The following is a 22135-nucleotide window of genomic DNA, read 5'->3' as shown; positions in this document are numbered from 1 at the left end:
TGCCTTTAATCTCCCAGGAATGTATTTGATATAGAGTTTAATCTACTTTTCCGCTTCCAGCCCGATTAATTGGCTGATGCTGAAAGCGCATTGGGCTCTCGTCGCCCCCGTATTTTCCTGAAAATCGGGAGCAAGCAGGCCTTCTTTTTTTGCCGTTTCTACATATCCGGAGTACCAGTAGGGGCCGGTCCCCACATCTACCCTTTTCTCCTCCGGCAGAGCCCGCACCAGCATCGCCGCCAGTTCGGCTCCGGTAATCTTGCCATTAAGGTCAAAGGAGGTCTCCGACCGCCCCGTAATAAAACCCTGGTCCAGAGCAACCGAGACAAATTGCCGGGCCCAATGGCCGGCAGGCACATCCTGAAACCGGGCGGCCGCCTCACTCTTTTGGCTTTCCAGGCCCAGCCCGCTGACCAGAAATTTGGTAAATTCCGCCCGGGTGACGGGCTTTTCCGGCCCAAAGGTGCCGTCCGGATAACCACCCAGCACGCCTGCGTTTACCAATAACTCGATGCTGTTATAAGCCCAGTACCCGGGAGACAAGTCGGTAAACAGACCCTCTGACCCGGTGGTCCCGCTGTTTTGATCGCCATGGGAAAGATTCACGGGGAAGGGCTTCCCCGCCAGGGCCATGATCGCATAAGCCGTGGTGGTGACCGGAGAAGAGCTTACCCCTTCTTTCCAGTTAAAAGACCCGTCTTGGGTTTGCAGGCTGAGCAGGTGGGTGACCAGATTCTTCTCTCCCACAGCCCATTTTTCTTCCAGAGGATTCTCCCCTGCCGCCAGAATGGCTTGGGCCACCCAGGCATCGGAAGCGGCATTGGCCTCTTTCCCCATCCATTCCCCGGCGCTGAAGCCGCCGTTTTCCTGCTGAAAGCCTTTCAAAAAGGTTAGCGCCTGTTGCACAGAGGCCGATTCAGGGCCTTCTCCCAGCAAAAGAAGGATTTGCACGGCTACCGCCGTGTCGTCGGCATCGCTTTCCATCCCTTCCAGCCAGCCAAAACCGCCGTCCTCATTCTGCTGACCGAGCAGCCAGCTTTTCGCTTTTTCCCCCTGGGGAATGTCTTCGCCCAGGGAAGCAAGGGCCAGCTGGGACCACATATGGGCATTGATCATGCCGGTTTCCCCTTGATCCGGCTGCCAAAACTGGCCCTCCGGCTGTTGAAAGGAAAGGAGGGTCTGCGCCAGTTCTTGGGCTTCAGGGGAGGAGCCCTTTCCGGCCGCCGTATAGGCCAGGAGCAAGCGGGCATAGTCACAGGTTTCTTCCAGAGGCTGGGCACTGGCGTTCAGAAAATCAAGGGGGCCTTTCCCCGCCGGTGTCCAGGCACTGCCGGCCGGATCTTCCCCTGCCGCCGCCAGGGCCATCACTACCCAGCTGGTCAGGGCTTTGCTGCTGGCGCCGCCTTTTTGGGCGCAAAAGCCGCCGTCCGGGTTCTGCATCCTGTGCAGGTAGTCCACTCCTTTTTGGATGCTGTCCTCCCCCTGCTTGCCGCTGAAACCGGCGGCACCAAGAGCGCTTCCCTGCATCAAAAGCAGGAATAGTAAAATGATCCCCACTAAACCGGTGATCTGTTTTCTCATCATTTTTTCCCTCCTATTTTTAGTTTTACCCCCGGTTCCTTCCGCTCAAAGAGAAGCGGCTTTGGCACCGGTTTCCTCACTGGTGCGGAGAATGGCCGACGCCTGGGCCAGGGTCACCACCCGGTGCGCCATGTCTTTAAAAAGCTTGCTCACCTGAGAGGCATAAAAAGTGGAATCCGCCAGCATTTCATATTTATCTCCCTGTCCCACAATGGTACCCTCCGCCATGAGCAGAATATCCCCCGCATACTCCGCGGCAAACTCTACATCATGGGTGATCAGGAAAATGGCCAGCCCTTGTTTCTGTAGATCTAAAAGCAAGGCGCCCAGTTTTTCCTTCAGGGAATAATCCAGCCCCCGGGTGGGTTCATCCAGCAAAAGGAGCCGGGGCCGGTTCACCAGCACGGAGGCCAGGGCCACCCGCTGCCGCTCGCCCGAACTTAAATCCCGGGGATTGCTGTCCAGATATTGGGTCAGTCCCAACTGGTCGCTGATCGCCCGGGCCACACCAGGATCCGGCATGTTAAAATTTTTCAGGGAAAAGGTCAATTCCTCGCCTACCGTAGGCAAAAACAAATAATCATTGGGATCCTGGGACAGGTAACCCACTAGGGGAGCAATCTCTTCTACCGACAATTTGCCCGTATTCCTGCCCAGGATTTTCACCTGACCCCGGCTTGGTTTCAAGAGACCATTGAGGATTTTCAAGAGGGTGGTTTTCCCTGCCCCGTTTTCTCCCATCAGAACGGTAAAAGTCCCCGGTCCGATCTCCAGACTGACGTTCTTCAAGGACTCTTCTCCATTGGGGTAAGAAAACCAAACATTTTCCATTTGGGCCACCACCGGGTGCGTCGCCGGGGAATTTTCCGGGGCAGTTTTGGGGCCTGTCTCCATACTGGGGACATTTTTTTTCATCCGGGACCAATGAGACTTGAGAATCTCCCTGCCTTCTTTGACGGTAACGGGAATCTGGGAAAAACCTGCCCCGGCAAATAATTTGGCCAGGGGGGGAATAAAAGGAATTCCATGGTCCACCGCCCAGCGGGCCAGGGTATCGGGCGCATGGTGGTCGGAAATAATCTTCCCTTCCTCCATCACCAGAACCCGGTCTGCCAGATGGAAACAACGCTCCAGACGCTGTTCAATGAGGACAACGGTAATGCCGTTGTCTTCATTCAAGCGTCTGATCATGGTCAGTATTTCTTCACCGGAAATGGGATCCAGCTGGGAGGTGGGCTCATCCAGCAGGAGAATATCCGGCTGCATGGCCAGAATCGCGGCCAGAGCCACTTTTTGTTTCTGTCCCCCGGATAGCTCCGGGGAAAAGCCGTGCAGGTGGCCGCTCAAAGCCAAGGCCCCGGAAACCTCCATCACCCGCCTTTTCATCAGGCTGTTGGGCAGGCCTAAATTTTCCAGGCCAAAAGCAATTTCCTGTTCCACCGTGGTCATCACCAGCTGGCTTTCCGGATCCTGAAAAACCACCCCTACTTTCCCGCTCAAATCTCTCCGGCCCATTTTTCGGATATCCGTCCCGTCCAGCAGCACGCGGCCGGAAATCTCCCCGCCATAAAATTCCGGAATCAGCCCCGCCATCGCCCGGATCAAAGAAGATTTTCCGCACCCGGACCCTCCTACCACCAGGACAAACTGGCCTTCCGGAATGTCCAGGTTAATCCGGTGCAGGGCCGGCTCCGGGGTATCGGGGTAACGGTAGGTTAAATTTTCGATCTGAATAACGGCCATTTTTTCCACCCCCAACTAAGAAGCGCCGGCAGGGCCAGTGTGATCATTAAAACACCTGCTAACTTAATCGACGCTAAATCAATTTTTCCCAATCTAGGATAATAGGCATAAGCGGACCAGCCGGCCAGGACCGCCCAGAGCCCTGTGCCCAGGCCAAGCCCTAGGCCGGCCAGGATGAGCCAGTCCCTCGGGCGCCAGAGATCCCGGTGGTAACTGGTCCTAGGGCCGCTGCCGTAACCCCGGGCCTGCATGGATTCCGCCATCTGCCAGGAACGCTCCAAACAGGACAGGAGCAGGACACTCATGATGGGCACGAAGTTTTTGATTTTTTCCCACCAGCTTCCGCTGGTCAATTTCACCCCCCGGCAGCGCTGGATCTCGGTGATGCGCTTAAAATCCTGTGTAATGAGGGGAAACAGCCGGGTGGCCAGAGTGATGGCCAGAACAGATTGCCGGCCCCACCTGCTGAACAGCTTTAATACCTTATCCGGATGCACGGCATAGGTATAGAAGCAGAAAACACTGATGATCACCAGCAGCCGGATCCCCATGCCGGCCCCGTAAGCCAAAGCCTCCAGGGTGATTTGGGTTTGCCCCAGAACCGGCAGCCTGGGGCCTCGAAGCAGCACCGTAGCACCATTATGGACAAAAAGGGCATTGACCATCATCAGAATCACCATCATGGACAGGGTAAATTTCAGGTACCCCTTCCATTGCGGGACGATGCCCGCAGCCCCAATCACCAGCCCCACCGCACAAAAAAGAGCCAGGAGGTACACCGGATGGGAAAAGAGCAAGGACAATAGGAACACTGTCAAAATAAAAGAAAGGGCGGTAAAGGGATGGATCTTATGAATTAAATTGTTTTTTTCCCGATATGCCAGCATTTTGTGCCCCTTCCTTTTTCATTGCACGGGCAGGCGGATGATTTCATCCCCTGTGACGGCAGCACCATACAGGCCGCTGATTTTTTCCGGGCTCTCGACCAGCACATTGACTGCTTGCTCCAGACCCTTCTCATCTGTTCCCCCAATCAGCCAAAGAGGCATTTCATCACCCAAGCCGGATCCGGTAGCCACAATAACGCCCCCGCTGCCGGAAAGGGTCCGGTCCGCCGCCCCGTTATATTTGACCAATTCCAGTCCCTGATCTGTAAAATGTACGCCTGTCCCGGTTTTACGGTAAGCTTTATTAAAGTCCTCCAGCCACTTTACCCCATTTAATTCCTGCCATTCTCCCAGCACCACCAGGGGACCCGTTCTTTTTTTGATTTTTTCCTCCTCCAGCCCGGATACCTTTACTGTCTTGACCCCTTGCGCCTCGAGGGCCTTTTTCACCTTTTCCCCCAGCTCCTCTTTTTCCGGCGCACACAACACCGTGGTTCCTCCTGCTTTGCCTCCGTAACCATGGAGAAAGGGCTCGGGGTAGCTGCCGATCACCGCGGAAATAGCCGATCCCATGCTGGCCCAGAGATGATAATCCCACCAGACCGTTTCTCCCGGATGCAGGCGGTAACCGTCTGCCCCTACATCGGCACAGACGCCGTTCACATAATAAAACCAGTCTGTTCTTTTGCCGGAAAGACCGCCCTTGTCCGACACCAGGCCGTTGATTCCTTTGATAAAACCGCCGTCCCAGTCTGTTTCGATGTCCAGGTTGTCTTGGAGAAGATCTAGAATAGTGTCCTCCTTTTGAAATGTTATTTTTTTCTCAAAGATGGGCTGAACGCCAAAATCCCTGGTTACTTTCAGGGTAACGAGATTTTTCTCTTCCTCTTTTTTCGGCGCCGGGGCCTCTTTTTGTCCGGACTCTCCGGCCTGTACCGGATCCTCTTTAGCCTGGGGCGACACTTCCTTCTTAGCGGGGGCGTCAGGGGCTTCAGCGGCGTCTTCGCCCCCCTGCTTCGTCCCCTCAGGAGCCGTTTTTTCCACCGATCCCGCTGGCTCTTGATCTGTCGGGGGTGCTCCGCTCAAGGTGGTGTCCTGGGCCGGATTCTCTCCGGCCGTACCGCCGCATCCTGCGGCGGCGGTCAGTACCAGCAAAAAGATCAGAAGCACTCCCCATCTAGACTTCTTTTTCATCTCTCTCACCCTACCTTAACAAAATACCCACTTATTTTTCTTCTAACTCCAGGTAGCGGTAAAGAGTAACCGCCGCCTCGGCCCGGGTCAAGGAGTTGCTTCCTTTAAAAGTACCGTCCTCATATCCGGTCATCAACTCCTGCCGGTGCACATATTGGATCCCTGAAACCGCCCAGGCCGGTATTTTTACCCCATCCTTGAATGGCAAGGGGTTATTCTGGCTGCTTACCGGCGTGGCTTCCTGAAGCCGGTAGAGAATCGCCGCTACCTCATTCCTACTGATGCTGTCCTGGGGCCGGAATTTTCCCTCCGCTGCGCCGGTAATGATCTGGTTTTCATAGCCGGACTGCACATAGCCGGCATACCAGTCCCCCTCTTTCACATCACTGAATAAACCGGATTCGTATGTTTTCTCTCCCATCCCTAAAGCAGTGACCACCATTTTCACGAATTCTGCCCGGGAAATGGTCCTTTTCGGTTCAAAACCGGCGCCGGTGCCGTTGACAAATCCCTGTCCGGCCAAGATCTCCACAGCCTCTTTGGCCCAGGCCATGTTATCCCCCACATCCGGAAAGCTCTTGCGCGCCGGCAGCTGGACCACGGCAAACTTGGTGAAATGATCCGCCTGGAAAACTACCAGGCCAGTTTTTAGATCAATGAGGGCCGGCACCGTCACCCATGCCCCGGTTTCCTCGTTGTACCAGGCAGGAGCCAGTTTATCGATATCCAGGTCTGCCGTCAAAGGAACCTTAATGGCGATGGTCGCCGGCTCCTGGAATTTTGTGCCGCCGGGACCGAATTCGTAAACGGAAGAGCCCAATTTAACGGCAAACTGTTTAGGCTGTTCGGCAGAAGGAACCTCGGCCACCGTAATCTTGATCGTCTGAGTCAGCCCTTGGGCCGGAATCAATAAGGATACTTCCTGATCCGCCACAAAAGACTCCGACTGTCCTGCATCCAGGCTTAACGACACTGTGTTTTTAGCCAGGATATCCTTCAGATTCTCCGCCGCCTGGGCGGACATTTTCTGATCCTGGTTCAACAAGGTATTTTGCTTTAACCCCGTTAAATCATCCTTGTGGCTTGTGAGGGCTGATTTTGTGATCTCTTTTGTGGTCACGGATGTTCCCCCGGCAGAGCTCCCCTCTTCTAAGTCTTCCAGGTCATCCCAATCCGGGCCCTCGGTGTCCATGGCATCGGTACTGTACCACCAAATAATCTTATCGCCCTTTTTCACCCTCGTTTCTTGGGCAGAATTATCCGGTACGTTATTGTTCACCTTATACATCCAGCCATCTTGCCCTTTGTTCCGCTGACCGTCGATCTCGACCACAAAACCTTCTTCATCCTTGGAGAACTCCCAGTCTAGGCCGGTGGCGTCCAAGGCGCCTAAAGCTGTCACCCCGTATGTGTCATCTTCGGATAACTCTACGGAATCAGGGCCAAATAACAGTTCTTCATCTTTTCCTACCACAGCCACTTTGACCGTAATTCCCTCCTCCGAACCACCGGAGCTTCCCCCGCTTTTTACCACTACCTGGACCTTATCGGTTTGAACAAGCTCCGGAATGCCGTCCTCTTGATACTTCTCTCCGTAGACATCGAAAGTACCTGCTGTTTTAGGGGTAATTGTCACTTGGCCATTTTCATTGGCAGTATAGACCTGGTTTCCAAAATGGACCGTCGCTCCTGGGGCGGGAATATAGCTGGCCGGCCATCCCCCGTCCGACTTAAATACGGAAATGAGGAGGGTTGCCCCCGCTTTTAGTTCTGTTTTGTCCACGGTCAACTTGGCATAGGCTGTGGCCAAATCCGTACTATAATAGCTTAAATATACGGCGATGCTGTCGCCCTCATTTAATTCCGGATTGACATCTGTATCCAGGGCATCATTTACCATGTACATCCAGTAAAAATCGTGGCTCAGATCCCTTGTCGTATCAATAGTAATATCTCCTGTATTCAGCCAGTCTGCCGCGGGATTGATGCTATTGCCGATTCCTCCGTCATCCAAAGCCTTCTTCAAGGCGTCAAACAATTTGCTGCCCCGGGCCACCTTTAATGCCGTCTTTTCCAGTATGGTTCCGGTCTCCTTTAGGCCTTCCACGCGCACGGTCACGTTGATCTCTTCCACTGTTACCGTTTTCTGATCGGTCTTTACGATTACCGGTATGCCGTCATCACTATATTTTTCCCCATATACCTGATAAGTGCCGGCTTCTTGAATCGTCACCGCCACTTGTCCATTTTCATCCGTGGTATAGACGTTATTTCCAAAATGGACCGTCACCCCTGGGGCAGGTATATAACTTGCCGGCCATCCCCCGTCCGATTGGTAAACAGTGGCGACTACGGTATCCCCTTTTTTAGCTTCTTCGGTATTTAAGTTGAGCTTGGCATAGGCTGTGGCCAAATCCGTACTATAATAACTTAAATACACGGTAATGCTGTCGCCCTCATTTAATTCCGGATTTGTATCCGTATCCAGTTGGTCGTTCACCGAGTACATCCAGTAAAAATCGTGGCTCAGATCCCTTTCCGTATTAATGGTAATATCCCCTGTATTCAGCCAGTCCACCGAGGGATTGATGTGATTTTCAATCCCTGCCTCATCCAAGGCTTTCTTCAAGGCGTCAAATAATTTGCTGCCCCCGGCCAAATCTAATGCCGTCTTTTCCAGTATGGTTCCCGTTTCCTCCAACCCTTCCACGCGGATAGTGACATGAATCTCATCAGACGGTTCTTCTCCGCCGCCCCCAGTGCCGTTTCCCCCGATCTCATAGCTTCCATAACCGGCGGCAACCAAATCGGCAATGGCAACCAGAGCTTGCCGGGTACTTAAGCTATTGGTAGTAGGCGTGTCCTTCTTCCAGCAAAATGAATAATCATCCAGCTGAAATTCAAATAAGGCATCAATCATGGTGTGATTATTTTTCACCCAGGCCGAAGAGGTCACATCTTCCCCGCAGGCTATCAACCCCCTGATCACGGCACTGATGGATGAAGCGTTTTCCGTCGTGCCGAAGCCGCCGTTCTCGGTCTGAAGCTCCTTCAGGCAATTTTGGGCTTCATCGATCGCCGCGCTGACTTCGGTTATATTGGTATGTGGCGCCAGGGCCATTAATGCAAAACCGGTTACGTCCGGATCAGCGGTATCCCCTGATAAAGCAAATCCGCCGTCGCTGGTTCGTTGGTCCAAAAGAAAGGCCATGGCTCCGGAAATATGATAGTCAGCATCGGCCTGGTCTAACGCCACAATGGACCAAATGGTGCTGGTCAACCAGCCCCCAAAATCCCCTTCTTCCGTCTGCCTGTCTGCCAGTTCTTCGACCAGATTCCTCCCCTGGAAATCAGCAGGATCTTCTCCTGCTGCCAGCATGCTCATAATATAGGTGGCATAGGTGCCGGAATCGGACGATTGGTCCAGGGAATCCACATCCCAGACTTCCACCTGCCAGGTCTCTGCGGATACATCCTCCCCTGCCCTGCTTAACCCGACTACTTCTTCCCAATTGGTTAAGGTCGTATCATGGTACACATAATAGGAAACCGTATTTTCCAGTGCCTCCTCAAGGGACGTTGTTTCCGCCCCCAAAACGGGTGGGGCAAAAACCAACACCATTAAAAAGATCAAAAAAAGGCTGATTCCTAATTTTCTCTGCATTTAACCCTCTCCCCCTCCTATAATCTGGGCCACATCGAAAGATGTCATTTGGGCCGGACAAATAAAAAAAGACATCATCAAAAAGATGATGCCTCCGTTGTTCGGTCAGCGCCATATCCAAGTACCTATCAATTTAGGCGAGTCTATTTACTTATAATTTGATGGATTTGGTAATCTCCTCGATGCGCACCGGCTCCTGATCCTGAATCACAATCTTCAATTCGCCAAATCCCGTACTGCGTATTAATTCGATAATTTTCCGCTCTTTATCCGTTACCGTCATTTTAATCGTAGCCTCTTTCACCGTTCCCCCTCCCGTGTTTTATTCTAACCGTTCAGCTCTCTATACCGCAAATATCGCCCAATAGCCTCTGTAACTGCTTTGCGCACGGTACGCCCAATCATCCCTCCTATCTGAGTGGCTGTTCCCGCATACGGAAGTTTTTCTCCTTTTCCGGTCACCGCCACCACCACCGCATCCGTAGAGGTCCCGGAAGCCGGTTCCCCCGTAAAGACATCTTTGATCTCTAAATCCTGCAGCGCCATCGTTTTCGCTTCCGTAGCCGTAATCACAGCATTGACCATACCTCCCGCCGTCAGGTCCCCATCAATCAAAACAATAATATTAATGGTGCCCACCACGCCAAAGGCGAAGGGAGGAGGGGTTCCTCCCGCTGCCATGGCATTGCTGGTACCTGCGGTGGCAATTGCCACTACCGATAGCGGACTGCTTATTTCATATTCAAGGGCAGCATCTTTTACATGGGCTGCCGTCATCATCCCTACACATTGCTCAGGGATCAGCCCCATGGCTTCTATTGTCCCGGCCAAATCCCCGGCCGGATCTTCCCCGCAATAATTCTTATGGACCTGCTGGTTGATCACAAAATAGGGGCTGTGAAAGCCGCCGCCCCACACAGACGAATTTAAGGTAAAAAGCCTTTTGTCCGCGTGCAGGACCAGTACTTCATTCTTTTCAAATAAACGCACACCTGGAACAGGCAAACTGAATTCAGACACTTCCCTTACCATCCTTGCCTTGTTTTTTATGCCCTATAGGTATCTCTATTTAGAGGCCGCCGCTTTCGCTTGACCTCTTTTATATCCAAAGTAATAACCCAGGAATCCTGCTCCTAAGGCAGCCTGAAGGGCAAAGAGCAAGCTTTCCGTTTCTCCCCCGGGCGGTTCCCAGAAAGGAGCGAACCAGGGCTGGTAGGACGGGTTGATTTCGGTAATCGCTTCTTCGGCAGCCCCGTCCGACCCGCCGAATTCCGAACCTTGAACCATGAACAAGGGGACAGCCGCTAAAATGACCACGAGGACGATGAGAATCCAGGAATATTTCATCTGATTAAGCCTCCTTCCCTTTGGGGGAAATTAGATTTAATAAGGCCAATTCATTCTTACTGTAGGATGAAAGGAAATTAAACACCACTACCGTCAATAATCCTTCACTGATGGCCAGGGGAATTTGGGTCACGGCAAAAATGGTTAAAAATTTAACCGCAGATGCGGCCACTCCTCCTGTAACGGCGGGAAAAGCCAAAGCCAGCTGAATTGACGTGGTGACATAAGTAAGGAGATCGCCCAGGGCAGCAGCCAGAAATACGGCAATCCCGGTGGACAAGCCCACTTTTCTGGAAAAAACAAAGATACCGTAAGCGGCGAGAGGTCCCACTACCGCCATGGAAAAAGTGTTTGCGCCCAGGGTGGTAAGGCCCCCATGGGCTAAGAGAATTGCCTGGAAAAGAAGGACAATACAACCCAGGACACTCATGGCAAAAGGTCCGAACAGCACCGCGCCCAGACCTACCCCGGTAGGATGGGAACTGCTGCCAGTAACCGAGGGGATTTTCAGGGCAGAGAGGACAAAGGCGAAGGCACCGGATACCCCTAAAAGCAATTTTAATTCCGGGTTCTTGGATACCCTTTTAGAAATGGAAATAATGCCGAGGATCACAAAAGGCGTACTTAAAACATACCAAAAGATACACCATTTCGCAGGCAGAAAACCCTCCATAATATGCATGGCATAAGTTGGCTGCGGTGCAAAAGAAAAAATCGCCAGCATCAGGACAAAGGCTGCCACCAATTGTTTTTTCACGAACTTCTCCTCCTTTTGTTGTAAAATAAATGATTCCGTTTTCCATGAAAAAAGCACTAACCGACGAGAGTGTCAAAACAACCCGTGTTTACCCTGCTTTCCACCTCCCAACCTGAGAAAAGTCCTCATAAATAAAAAGTCCCCCGGTGCTCAACGGGGGAAAAACTTGCTTTACATCTTTAGTCAGCCCCACCGGTCTCCTTTGGCTACGGCTTTCTAAAAGGCAGGTCTTCTGGCTCTCGGGTCATCCTCCTCCCACGCCTTCCCATCTGCATCCGTGCAGACAGTGACATTTTGGGGATTCGTCTCCGATTACAGCGGCGGATCCGCACCGGACTTGATACCGGTTTCCCTATTCTCCCTAACAGGCACCTTAAAGAACCATATGCACTTGTAAAATAAATAAAACCCCACTTTACGTCCAAAAGAGAGGTTTTAATCAGAACCTAGATTAGGCGCTCCCTTTTTCTGCGAAAGGCTAAACACACTGTCCTGAGGCAGGTTTCCTGACTTACGGATCAGTGCCCATTTTCTCCTTCCCGGATACCCAATCCAGTGGCTTACGAAAATGGAGCTCCCCGTTTACAGTGGCGCGACCGCCCGGGATTCTCACCCGGTTCCCTATTACCCTCTGATGCATCATCAGAGGCACCTCTTCACATGCTCTTATTTAATTTGCTATTATCACTTATAACATAAACTGCTCAAAAAAGCAACGTATAAATTTCGCATTTGTAATTTTAGTCCTGCCGACTACTTCTCTTAACATCATCATGTTCCTGTGCACGCCGTTATTTAGTTCAGGTTTATCTGCTCATCCAATTTTCGTGATAACAGGGCGCGATCCATTTCCGCCGCAAAGGATTCCAATTGATATTCCAAAGAACCTAACAGGATTAAAAACTCAAAAAGCCGCTCTTTCGTCATTTTTTTACCTCCTTTTTTCATTTAATCTCACTTCACCCTATTCCCGTGCCGGGATGTCTTATGACACAACTGAAGCAAATTTTTCATACAGAACGGATTAATTCTCGATTCCCTCTCTGGCCATCACCCCGTCCCGGAAATAATGTTTTACCTCTTTCATTTCCGTGACCAGGTCTGCCAGGGCAATCAGCTCTTTGGGGGCATAGCGGCCGGTTAAGATTACTTCTACGGCCGGAGGTTTTGCTTTGATCACCTCAATAATTTCTTTCAGGTTAATTAAGCGGAAAAAGCAGGCATAACAAATTTCATCAAAAACCACAATGTCATAGGAACCGGAAAGCATGGCTTTTTTGCACAGGTCCAGGCCCGCTTTGGCCATGATCACATTGGCTGTTTCCGGAAGAACCCCGGGGTCCACCATACTCTCTTTTCCGTATTGCTCAATGGTAATCAAAGGCTCCATCATTTGAGCGGATTTCAACTCCCCATATTCCTGTCCCTTCATGAACTGGCCGATATAGGTCTTTAAGCCGTGTCCCGCCGCCCGGAAGGCCAATCCTAAGGCTGCCGTGGTCTTTCCTTTGCATTCTCCGGTATAAACCTGAACATAGCCTCTTTTTTCCCCATGATCCTTCATCCGGAATCACCTCCTCACCTCAAATTGTCCTTTTCCCCACAGGCTCAGCTTTGTTTGTGCTTGGTCTCATGTTTAAATATTTTTTCACGAAAAACAAAACATCCTCCCAGACATCAGGATTCAGTCCCATTTTTGTGCCTACAGTAATCACTTTTTTGTATGTTTCCCAGGGGACGGCAAGCTTTTCTCTTTTGATCACCCGGCACACCGTTTCAAGGGCAACGCTCCATTCATGGTGCATCACATACTGTACTACATCATATTTAACTTTTTGAGGAAATCCCTCTATCTCAAAGGCTATTTCCAAAACAGTATCCCCTAAGTTCATGATCCACACCGCCCTTTTCTTAAAGTACAGAAACAAATACCAGGGTAAGAAAAAATATACCCCGGCCGGCTTCTGCCGGCCGAAATACCAAAAAAGAAAGGGATATTGAATGGATGAGAATATATAAAAAAACCCCGCTTTCGAAAAAACGGGGTTTCTTTCAACACTAAATACACCCTTTTTCCGCGAAAGGTCATATATCATCCTTTCTCAGGCAGGTCTCCTGACTTACGGATCGTTGCCCGCCTTCTCCTTCCCGGAAAATCCGGTGGATTTCGAAGGCTGCTCCCCGTTTACAGTGGCGCGACCGTCCAGGATTTGCACCTGGTTCCCTATTCTCCTTTATTCTCCACAGAACAAAGGCACCTGAAAAACATATTCATTTGTAAATCTCTATGCTTAGTGTATCAAATTCAGTACTAAAAAACAATATGCTTTGCCGATTTATTCCCCTCATTCATAATGCAAAACCTATCCGAGCGGCCAGAGAGATTTGATGCTTACGAAGCAGGCCATTAAAAGGCTGATGTTTTAATAAAAAAAGAAGAGAGCAGTCGCAATCAGCGGGCCGCTCTCCCTAAATTTTTTTGATTGGTTATTTTACAATACTTTCGGCGATCCTCATCAGGATGGTCGCCACCTGTGCTCTTGTGGCGCTGCCGCCGGGAACAAGCGTTTTTGTCGTCACGCCGGTGACGAGTCCCTCGGCGTTTGCCCATTTCGTGGCCGTCTCTGCCCAACTGCTGATACCGGATGCGTCGGTGAAGGCTTTGAGATCGGCCGCCTTCGTCACGTCACAGCCTTTGTACTTCGCGTAATTGTATAGGATCGTGGCCAGCTGCTCCCGGGTCACGTTGTCGCTTACCCCGAACAGGCCGTCGCCCAGGCCCGTGACAATACCGTTAGCGCTTGCCCAGACGACGGCGTTCGCATACCACTCGCCGTCCTTTACGTCGTTGAATCCGCTCGTTCCCGTGATGGCGGGCGAGCCTTCGAGTCGGTATAGGGCGGTCACCAGCATCGTCCTTGTCATGGGGGTGTTCGGGCTAAAGACCGTGGCGGTGGTGCCGTTAAACAGGCCGTTTTTCACGGCAAACTCCACGGCGCCGTAGAACCAGTTGGTGGCCTTTACGTCGGTGAAGGGGTTCTGCCAGGCCTCGGAATAGCCTACGACATAGTAGGAAAGATGCGGGGTAGTGAAAGTCGCCATGCCTGTCGTCTTGTTATAGGTGCAGGTTATTTGCTCAAGTTCGCCCGCGTCGTTTAAGTACCAGACCATGACGCCGGCCGGGTTCTCATCGGCCTTTAGGGTATAGGGCAGGGAGATTGTGACGCTGCCGCCGTTGAAGTCCGAGATATGGTTGCCGCCGCTCACGACGGAAATATCGTAGACGGGGTTGCCGCCCACCGCTTCCTTCTGCGTCGCGCTAAGCGCCGTCGCCGTGTTGACCGATTCCAGGCTGACCGTGACGCTGCCGCCCGCTGCCTGGGAGGCGATGGAGGACAGCAGGTTATTGGGAATCGTAATATTGCCCACAGGCGTTTCGATCTTCAGGTCGGCATCCGTCTCCGATGCGACAGAGGAGATGGATGCCTTCGGAATATCGACGCTTACCTTTTTCGCCGTACCGGTGATCTCCGGGGCGATAACGATGGCCTTACTATCTTTATCTTTCGCGTCGGCTATGGCTGAGGTCATGTTGGACGCCGAGACCGATGCGGATGCGACGCCGTTTGACGCCGTAACCTTCGGAGCAAGAGTGGAGGAATCCGAAGATGGGGTGGACGTACCGCCGCCGGAGGAAGTACCGCTGTTTGCCGTAGGCGCTACATCCGGCGCCTTCAGCCACTCGTTGTAATACTCCCCGTCGCCCAGCGGCGGATAATCGGGATCATCGTCGAACCAGTCCGCTACCTCGTAACTATAGTCATTCACATAGTGCCAGATGACCTTATCACCGTCGTGAAGTGTTTGTTCCTTAAGCCCGAGCCTTACATGTCTGCCGTTTACCGTATACATCCAGCCACTGCGTGTGCCGTTCGTAAATTCGCTCAGCTTGTAGCCGCCCAGAGCCGAAGGAGCATAGATGGTTTCCACGTAGTTGTCTTCCGCACCGACGCTGCGCAGCTCTGCGTCGTCGAGCGCCTCTGTAAACAGATCGTATACCATGCTGCCTTTATCGAGGGTATAGGACTTTGTTTTGATCCATGTCACATACTCGCTGCCCTTGTAGTCGCCGTCGCTCAGGTCGATGTCTCCGTCGGAGCGTGTCGCGCCGATGAGACGGAATTTGACGGTAATGGTCTGGTCAGATCCGCCACCCTCAGCTTCAACAAGTGCATCGATTGCCGCGGTGAGTGCGGCTTTTGCGTTGTCAACCTCTGTCTGCGTGGCTGTAGAACTATCCGCAGCCGACTCTGCCGCTGCGAGGGCGGTTTGGAAAGCCGCCCAGCTTTCGGCTGTATAATCCGATTCATCCAGCTCATTTGCTCTTTCGATCTCCGCGTTCAGCGCGGTTTTATCGACAGCCGGCGGTGCATCGGACAGGCTCCAGTCAAAAGCGCTGCTCATGTCGTAGAGCGTGTTCGCCCCGTCCACATAGCGGGCATACGCGACCAGTGCGTAGGCCGCCTGCTCCGTCGCCATCTGGTTGACGCCTGCCGACGATACATGCTTGAAGCCGCCCGTTGCCGTGTCCCGGTATGTCAGGAGGTTTTCCAGCACGCTTTCCATGAAGCTGCCGTCCTCCGTGCCGTCGGAACCGAGAGAGGCGAGGGCTGTCAGCACCTGAGCGGCGCTTTCGGAGCTTGCTTCGCTGCTCGTGCTGCTCGTGAAGCCGCCGGATCCGTCCTGCAGATCGGCCAGACTTTCAACCGCTTTTTCCACCGAAGCCGCAATAGCGCTGAGCGTGGGCGCTCCGGCATCTCTAAGGGTGCTGTATTTCGTTTCCGACATCTTGTAGTACGGGGCCAGGGCCTGCAGCGCCATGCCTGTAATGTCGGGGTCCGCGCTGCCGTCCGTGCTTCCGTTTAGGCTCCAGCCCCCGTTTGTTTTTTCGTGCACCGTCAGATAATTCAGGAAGTATGCACGCCCTTCCGGCATATCGGACAGGTAGTTGTTGGTATCGAGGGCGATCAGCGCATAGATCGCGCCGTTCATCCCCTGCCAGACCGCCTGATACTTATCTTCATTGGGACTGGCTTGCCTGTCCGTCAGCGCGGACACAAAGTCATAGCCGTCAAAGTCCTCCGCATCCTCGCCGAGAGCCGCCAGCGCCAGGATCACGCGCTCGTTTTCGGTATATTTGTTCCGGTGCATCACCACTTTTCCCGTGTCCGGATCCAGGGAGTAAACTTCCTCTGTCACAGATTGTTTCAGGTTGTCCCGGTAGGTGTCATACCACGCGTCATCCTCAATACCCGCCCGGGCCAGCGCCAGTACCGCCCACTCGCCGGAGGTGCTGCCGACCCCAGGACTTTCGACCTGCTCATGGATATATGCCAGCACACCGTTCAGGATCTCATTGACCGCAGGGCCTCCCGAACCGCTTTCGAGCTGTTCGATCCTCTCTTCCGCAGCAATCAGCTTATTCAGCGTATCCTGCGGCACAAGCTCTTGCTGCTCTTCGGTCAGATCCTCATATGCCTCCCGCACCGCCTGAACCTCGTTCTTGTCGCCTAGCTGCACCACGTCCGGCAGATCGTTGATCATCTCGATCACCGCCGTTACCGCGCTATCCTGACCGGACGCTACGACGGTCACCACGCACCACGGGGACAGAAGCGGGGCTGGGTTGGAATTGTCGACGGCTGAAATGACATAGGTGCCGGGTTCATCGAATGTAAGCACCGCCACGCCGTCTTCATCGGTCACTGCAAGCGGTCCATTGAAAAGTCCCGCACCGTTTTCATTGATATTTACGGATACAACCGCCGCGTTTTCAATCGGCCCGGTGTGTGCCGCCAATGTGGCGGGATCGCTCAGCCCATAGAACATGCCGATGTAGCCCTTGACCGTAAGATTAAAGCTTTCGCCCTGGGTTACCGTCAGCGCCTGGGCTTTTTGCCCGCCGGATTCAAACCAGGCGTAGGTGTCCGTATAATAATCAGTATCTTGAATGAGGAAGAACTCGACGGTATCGTTTTCGTTTAGTTTTGCTTGGGCGACCGAGTAGCCGGTGTATTGTTCGCCATACCCCGGATAATTCACGAGAACGCCGTCATTGGGCATTCCCCCGTTTACGAAGAAGGTGAACGCGGAAGTGTCCTCGCCCATGACCTTTGTGACAAAGCCGTTATTCACTGCCAGCGCGTTGTTGACGGCCGCCCTGTCCTCGCCAAACGCCGCAATATGCGCCGCTACAAGGGCGTCAAGGGCGGTAACCTCGTTTGCGCCGACACTGGCATGGTTATCATAGCCGTATTCCTCCGCCAGCCCCGGCCTGACGGCAAATTCCCGCCGAGAAATCGCAAATCCGTATTCATCCTTCTGGACGCTTATATTAACGTTGATCGGCTCGGGTTCGGGCTCATTGCCAGCATCAGTTTCGACGGTGTAATCGTCAGTGTAATGTAATACGATACTGTCGCCGTCTTCTAAAAACTGTTCGCATACTCCAAGATCGGGATGAACGCCGTTTAAAGTGTACATCCAGCCGGAATTCGGGCCGTTGGTAAACTCGGCAAGGGTTATGCCGTTCCAAGTAACGCTGTCAATGTAATTCCAATACTTCTGGTGATAGTTCACCTCAGCCGCGTCAAGCAAATCAAGTACAGTCGCGGGCTTAGTAAGCGTATATTCCGTTTGCGGCAACCACTCGACCAGGTTCCCGTCTTTTAATGTGTGAACCGTTTCGTCATCATGCACTGTGTCGCCATAAACTTTGAGGGTAACGGTAATTTCGTCACCTTCGCCACCACTACCGGGATTGCTGTTATCGGATGTAATACGTGTTTCGAACAGTTCTATCAGTTTCCCGTATTTTGCCGTAACAGTAATATACCCTTTCACATCGCTGTTAAAACCTAAGAAGGTTACATCGCTAATTGGAACGGTTTCCTTTGTCCCATCGCTGTAAGTAACCAGTGCGCTCATTTCTCCTAAATTCAGACTTTCGCCGCCCGGATAGCCTGTGGATGCCGCTTTATATCCGCTTATGCTCAGACTCACAGGGTGTTTCCCACTGCCAAACACAGGGCCGTCTGCCCCTTGTTCCCAGTCACAACGAGAGTTCGGACCGTTATTGAGCGCATTAATAATAGTGGCGCCCTTTAATTGTGTCTCGCTCACGGATTTCACCAGTTTACCCGCATCTGCCCCAAAGGGGTCGTCGTCCCGCTTATAGCGCATATCCGGGTCTCTGCCGGGGTCATTTGAAGGAAGCGTGGCAAATGAGTAAACGCCATCCACAGAGACGTATACATAATTGCTATCCACTCCGCCTATGCCTTGTTCAGCACCGCAAGAGTCGAGATAATAGTTGTTTGCGATATAATTGTAACGGTCCAGGGATTTCATATAGCCGACAATACCGCCGACATATGCATTTTCCTCAGTTGCGCGCACCGTGCCGTAGAACACGTTGTTGGTGATATATCCTATGCCGTTCGCCCAGTTTTGATAAATGGCCGGCTCGCCGCCGAAAATACCGCCGACGTAGTTGCTGCCGGCGACGTCACCTGTTACATAGCAGTTTTGAACGCTGACGCAGGGACTATTTGGTGCAGAGGCGGAAGAATAACCCATTCCGATAATACCACCGACATAGTTCCCCGTAGCTGTCACTGTACCGTGGAAGGCGCTGTCCCAAACCATCATAGGACCCATAGACTGGTTCTTGCCGCCCGCCAATCCGCCTACGACAGTGGTGCCGTAAACGTCGGCATAGCTCACGCAGTTTTCAAGCGTACCGTTGATGCTGCCGGCAAAAGACCCGATTGCGCGTTGAGCCTTGTCATATCCGATTGTTACGCCTGATTCGGCAACACAGCTTTTAATATAAACATAGTCAATACCTGATGCGCTTCCACCGATCAGGCCCGCCTTCAGTGTCTGAGTTCCTGCCTTAATCGTAATATTTTCTATCTCGGCGGTAAAGGCCAGATCGTCCTCGGTGTACGCACTTCCGTCACGGCCATAGTCAATAGCATACGCGTTAATAAGACCATATCCGGCAATCTTCGTTCCGTAAAGGTTTATGTTTTTAACCGTTGCCTCGCGGACAAAACCAAACAGAGGCAATCCGTTTTCAGATACGGTTACAGTATTACCGTCACCATCAAAGGTCCCGGAAAAAGGTTTGTTCTCATAGGCGGTTCCGTTATTCAAAGGTTCTTGAGCCGTTGGAGTCTTTGAAGAAAAGCCGTTTGTGACGCCATCGTTTCTATATATGCCGATAGGAACCCAATCCGCGGGCAATGTCACGTTATCTGCCAGTTTGAAATGCGCGTCGTAAAAGGTGTAGCCCGCGTGTACCAAAGTGCGCAGTGCCGCAAGGTCGTCTACGTCCTCAAGCAGATACGGGCTGCTCTCTGTGCCGTTGCCGCTCCATCCTGTGCTGCCCGTCACATGTGCAAGCGTGACAAAGGCCACTTGAGATACGTCGGAATCGGTATAGCTCGAATAGGTCTCGCCGGTAACGCTGCTTATCGTGTTTGTCACACGACAAAAGTAGTAAAATGTTCCCGCCTCGGTCTTGCCGGGTGTATATTTATAGTCTGTTGCGCCGTTTACAGGTTCAAAGTTCTCATTGTCGGTGCTTTTATACCATTGATAGCTTTTCACATTAGACGCTGTGATTTGCAGGAAATACAGGTTGTTTGTTCCCACAAGATGCGTCCCTAAGTCAGGCGCAGCCTGCTTGGATATAGTCGGCGCGGGCGCTGAGGTTGCGTATACCTTAAAAGGACCGACTTCATCGCTTTTAACACCGTTTGCGGGAAATTTTTTACTGCCTATGTTATAGGTGACAGTGCAGTAATAGTAATATTCTCCGTCCGTGGTAACGGCGGGAGTTATTACCTCGGTCGTTCCACAACCGGAGCTACCCGTTGAACCCGCTGTTCTGCGCCACCATTGATAAGCAAATGCACCGTCGTTGCCATCGTAGCGCGTTTGCGCGTTAATTTTCAGCTTAGGCAATGATTCGGCGTTAGTTCCGATGGGGAACATATACCCCTCTGCCGGGTATGGGTCGCCGTTTTCCAATGTGATGGAAAGATTGTATGGAGTGGGGTCAGGGCGAATGGTAATTGCGGCAGGATTGCTTGCCGCACTGTTCCCGATTGAATTAGATACAACGCAATAGTAATAGGTTGTAAAGGTTTGCGTTCCCGCATTGGTAATCGGCGGCGTGAAGTTAGCAGACGTTGCGCCGCCAATTGGCGTTCCTCCCGTATTGCTGTTATTGCCATTGGAATACCATTGATATGTCATTTCGCCGTTTGAAAATGCCTTAATTGCCAACGGTGTAGCTGTGGCTGTATCAAAATATGTCGCATCTTTGGGCTGCAGGCTAAACTGGGGCACATCGCTTGGTGTTTCCTTAATCAGCGTAAGGGTGTAGGTTGTTGAGATTGCACCGCTACCATTGTTGCTGACAACGATGGGCACAGTCATTTGTCCGTTTATGTCCCAATCCAGTGTAAGCTCAGATGCCACGCTGCTTGCCGCATCTTTACCGCCTATTGTCAAGTTGTATCCGGTAACCGGAGTGGTGACGGTAATACTTACGGTGTCATCGTTTACGGGAATGTATGCGGTATACGAAAGCGTGTCATTGTTAAAGGTGGGCGAAAGCGTGTCATTGACCGTCAATCCGCTAAGCGACAGCTTGCGGATCACATTGAAGGTGTATCTTGTATCTACCGTTCCATAATAATTTTCACCCGTAGGACTTCCTGTTACCCCATTTCCCACATGAATCCAGAAGGTTTTGCTCGTTGCACCCTGTCCGAGGGATAGGGATAGTGATTTCCACGCATTATTTGTGGCAAAGCTCATTTGTGTACCGCTGACGCCTGTCGGCGTTGTCACTTTAATGGTCTGTCCTGCTGCCACGGCCTCATCGCTCAGCACAGGCTTCACATAAAAATTAGACAGCGTGTCCGGTACAATAACATTGTACTCGAAGGCGTTTTCGTCAAGTTCCGGCCGGAGCTCATAAGGTACTCCGGAGGCGCTGGCACTGGCAAACTCTATGCTTTGCAGACGCGCGTCCCCTGCCGCCGACGCGTAAAATCCCATGAAAAGCGTACTCATCATAGCTATTGCCATAACTATTGACATTACGCATGACATGAATTTTGTTTTCATAAGATTCTTTCCTTTCTGAAACTCAATTTTTAGTTTGATTCTCTTTCTGTCGCCTCTCTCTATCCCCCTTGGATAATTCTCCTCCCTATAATTTGATGGACTTATGCACCTCCTCCACCAGAATAGGCTGCCCGTTCTGGACGGTGATGCGCACCTCTCCGAAGCCGGTGCTTCGCAGCAGTTCAATTAGCCTGCGCTCTTTTTCCGTGATTTCCAAAGGTCGTTCCTTTCGCTCCAAAATGAGTCCCCCTTTCTTTTCCTAAACTAAAATGAAAAAACCGGCTTCAGAAAAGGCCGGGCATAGGGTTTCTTCCCATTCGCCACCTTTTTCCGGAAGGCTTGAACAGTAGCGTAAAGGCAGGTCTCCTGACTTGCGGATCAATAAAGCCTTCCGCCTTCCCGGAAATTTTCCAGTGGCAGATAGGAAGATTTCTCCCCGCTTACAGTGGCCGGACCGCCCGGGATTCGCACCCGGTTCCCTTGCTGAAAGTTCTCTCAGACACCCTTTACGGATCACTTAATTTGAAAAGAACAGGCAATTTTTCTTAATCCGAAAAAAACAAAAGGGGCACCCTCTTTTTTTAAGAAAGTGCCCCGGTTTTCCGGTCAGCAAACAAAATTCAATTTTTTGGTATTCCTTGTTTGTTAACGATTATTTTTTATCATATTGAACTTACTGGGATTTAACGATCATTACTATTTAAATTCTATCTAATAATTTAGGGAAAAGCAATATCATTTAGGCCGGATTTGTGA

Annotated in this window: 14 protein-coding genes and 4 riboswitches; all 14 genes read right to left on the bottom strand. The window is 51.8% G+C overall.

Annotation, left to right across the window (positions count from 1 at the left end):
* Nucleotides 1-42: 42 nt before the first annotated feature.
* The 14 genes from DCMF_RS25000 to DCMF_RS24940 all read right to left on the bottom strand — a co-directional run bounded on the left by DCMF_RS25000 (nucleotide 43) and on the right by DCMF_RS24940 (nucleotide 21617).
* Nucleotides 43-1584 carry an S-layer homology domain-containing protein gene (locus DCMF_RS25000; RefSeq protein WP_148136951.1) on the bottom strand — a complete coding sequence of 514 codons (1542 nt, stop codon included), beginning with the start codon at nucleotides 1582-1584 and terminating at the stop codon, nucleotides 43-45.
* Nucleotides 1585-1626: 42 nt separating this feature from the next.
* Nucleotides 1627-3324, bottom strand: a complete 1698-nt coding sequence (locus tag DCMF_RS24995) for an ABC transporter ATP-binding protein (RefSeq protein ID WP_148136950.1) — start codon at nucleotides 3322-3324, stop codon at nucleotides 1627-1629.
* Nucleotides 3297-4211 (bottom strand): energy-coupling factor transporter transmembrane component T family protein, encoded by a 915-nt coding sequence (locus DCMF_RS24990; RefSeq protein ID WP_148136949.1) that lies wholly within the window; start codon nucleotides 4209-4211, stop codon nucleotides 3297-3299. Before DCMF_RS24990 ends, DCMF_RS24995 begins: the two co-directional genes overlap by 28 nt.
* A gap of 18 nt (nucleotides 4212-4229) precedes the next feature.
* A complete protein-coding gene (locus DCMF_RS24985; protein WP_148136948.1) occupies nucleotides 4230-5405 on the bottom strand; it encodes a DUF4430 domain-containing protein in 1176 nt (391 codons plus the stop codon).
* A 31-nt stretch (nucleotides 5406-5436) separates the two neighbouring features.
* Complete coding sequence (locus DCMF_RS24980; RefSeq protein WP_148136947.1) at nucleotides 5437-9069, bottom strand: S-layer homology domain-containing protein; 3633 nt, start codon at nucleotides 9067-9069, stop codon at nucleotides 5437-5439.
* Between the two features lie 151 nt (nucleotides 9070-9220).
* The gene (locus DCMF_RS24975) at nucleotides 9221-9373 is read right to left on the bottom strand and encodes a DUF2292 domain-containing protein (protein WP_236860122.1); all 153 of its coding nucleotides are present in this window, start codon (nucleotides 9371-9373) and stop codon (nucleotides 9221-9223) included.
* 23 nt (nucleotides 9374-9396) lie between these two features.
* Nucleotides 9397-10089: an adenosylcobinamide amidohydrolase gene (locus DCMF_RS24970; RefSeq protein WP_214658889.1), complete on the bottom strand. Its 693-nt coding sequence runs from the start codon at nucleotides 10087-10089 to the stop codon at nucleotides 9397-9399.
* 45 nt (nucleotides 10090-10134) lie between these two features.
* On the bottom strand, nucleotides 10135-10416 hold the full coding sequence (locus DCMF_RS24965; protein ID WP_148136945.1) for an energy-coupling factor ABC transporter substrate-binding protein: 282 nt from the start codon (nucleotides 10414-10416) through the stop codon (nucleotides 10135-10137).
* Nucleotides 10417-10420: 4 nt separating this feature from the next.
* Complete coding sequence (locus DCMF_RS24960) at nucleotides 10421-11140, bottom strand: energy-coupling factor ABC transporter permease (protein WP_148138071.1); 720 nt, start codon at nucleotides 11138-11140, stop codon at nucleotides 10421-10423.
* A 238-nt stretch (nucleotides 11141-11378) separates the two neighbouring features.
* Nucleotides 11379-11574, bottom strand: a riboswitch (cobalamin riboswitch).
* Nucleotides 11575-11652: 78 nt separating this feature from the next.
* Nucleotides 11653-11844, bottom strand: a riboswitch (cobalamin riboswitch).
* A 124-nt stretch (nucleotides 11845-11968) separates the two neighbouring features.
* Nucleotides 11969-12100, bottom strand: a complete 132-nt coding sequence (locus tag DCMF_RS30170) for a hypothetical protein (protein ID WP_257790934.1) — start codon at nucleotides 12098-12100, stop codon at nucleotides 11969-11971.
* 97 nt (nucleotides 12101-12197) lie between these two features.
* Nucleotides 12198-12737 (bottom strand): cob(I)yrinic acid a,c-diamide adenosyltransferase, encoded by a 540-nt coding sequence (locus DCMF_RS24955; RefSeq protein ID WP_148136944.1) that lies wholly within the window; start codon nucleotides 12735-12737, stop codon nucleotides 12198-12200.
* A 19-nt stretch (nucleotides 12738-12756) separates the two neighbouring features.
* Complete coding sequence (locus tag DCMF_RS24950; protein ID WP_148136943.1) at nucleotides 12757-13065, bottom strand: hypothetical protein; 309 nt, start codon at nucleotides 13063-13065, stop codon at nucleotides 12757-12759.
* A 196-nt stretch (nucleotides 13066-13261) separates the two neighbouring features.
* A riboswitch (cobalamin riboswitch) is annotated at nucleotides 13262-13450 on the bottom strand.
* 210 nt (nucleotides 13451-13660) lie between these two features.
* A complete protein-coding gene (locus DCMF_RS24945) occupies nucleotides 13661-21310 on the bottom strand; it encodes an S-layer homology domain-containing protein (protein ID WP_214658888.1) in 7650 nt (2549 codons plus the stop codon).
* Between the two features lie 154 nt (nucleotides 21311-21464).
* Nucleotides 21465-21617, bottom strand: coding sequence for a DUF2292 domain-containing protein (locus DCMF_RS24940; RefSeq protein ID WP_236860121.1), 153 nt, complete (start codon nucleotides 21615-21617; stop codon nucleotides 21465-21467).
* A 101-nt stretch (nucleotides 21618-21718) separates the two neighbouring features.
* Nucleotides 21719-21902, bottom strand: a riboswitch (cobalamin riboswitch).
* Nucleotides 21903-22135 lie beyond the last annotated feature (233 nt).

It is taken from the genome of Candidatus Formimonas warabiya (assembly GCF_002777255.1).
In the GTDB taxonomy this organism is placed as follows: Bacteria; Bacillota; Dehalobacteriia; order Dehalobacteriales; family Dehalobacteriaceae; genus Formimonas; species Formimonas warabiya.
Note: the sequence above shows the minus strand (reverse complement) of the source record. Positions and strands in the feature narration are given on the sequence as shown.

Bases quoted from the DNA above. Each gene is read 5' to 3' on its own strand.
- DCMF_RS25000 (WP_148136951.1), bottom strand. From the start codon at position 1,584: ATGATGAGAAAACAGATCACCGGTTTAGTGGGGATCATTTTACTATTC.
- DCMF_RS24995 (WP_148136950.1), bottom strand. From the start codon at position 3,324: ATGGCCGTTATTCAGATCGAAAATTTAACCTACCGTTACCCCGATACC.
- DCMF_RS24990 (WP_148136949.1), bottom strand. From the start codon at position 4,211: ATGCTGGCATATCGGGAAAAAAACAATTTAATTCATAAGATCCATCCC.
- DCMF_RS24985 (WP_148136948.1), bottom strand. From the start codon at position 5,405: ATGAAAAAGAAGTCTAGATGGGGAGTGCTTCTGATCTTTTTGCTGGTA.
- DCMF_RS24980 (WP_148136947.1), bottom strand. From the start codon at position 9,069: ATGCAGAGAAAATTAGGAATCAGCCTTTTTTTGATCTTTTTAATGGTG.
- DCMF_RS24965 (WP_148136945.1), bottom strand. From the start codon at position 10,416: ATGAAATATTCCTGGATTCTCATCGTCCTCGTGGTCATTTTAGCGGCT.
- DCMF_RS24960 (WP_148138071.1), bottom strand. From the start codon at position 11,140: ATGCTGGCGATTTTTTCTTTTGCACCGCAGCCAACTTATGCCATGCAT.
- DCMF_RS30170 (WP_257790934.1), bottom strand. From the start codon at position 12,100: ATGACGAAAGAGCGGCTTTTTGAGTTTTTAATCCTGTTAGGTTCTTTG.
- DCMF_RS24955 (WP_148136944.1), bottom strand. From the start codon at position 12,737: ATGAAGGATCATGGGGAAAAAAGAGGCTATGTTCAGGTTTATACCGGA.
- DCMF_RS24950 (WP_148136943.1), bottom strand. From the start codon at position 13,065: ATGAACTTAGGGGATACTGTTTTGGAAATAGCCTTTGAGATAGAGGGA.
- DCMF_RS24945 (WP_214658888.1), bottom strand. From the start codon at position 21,310: ATGGGATTTTACGCGTCGGCGGCAGGGGACGCGCGTCTGCAAAGCATA.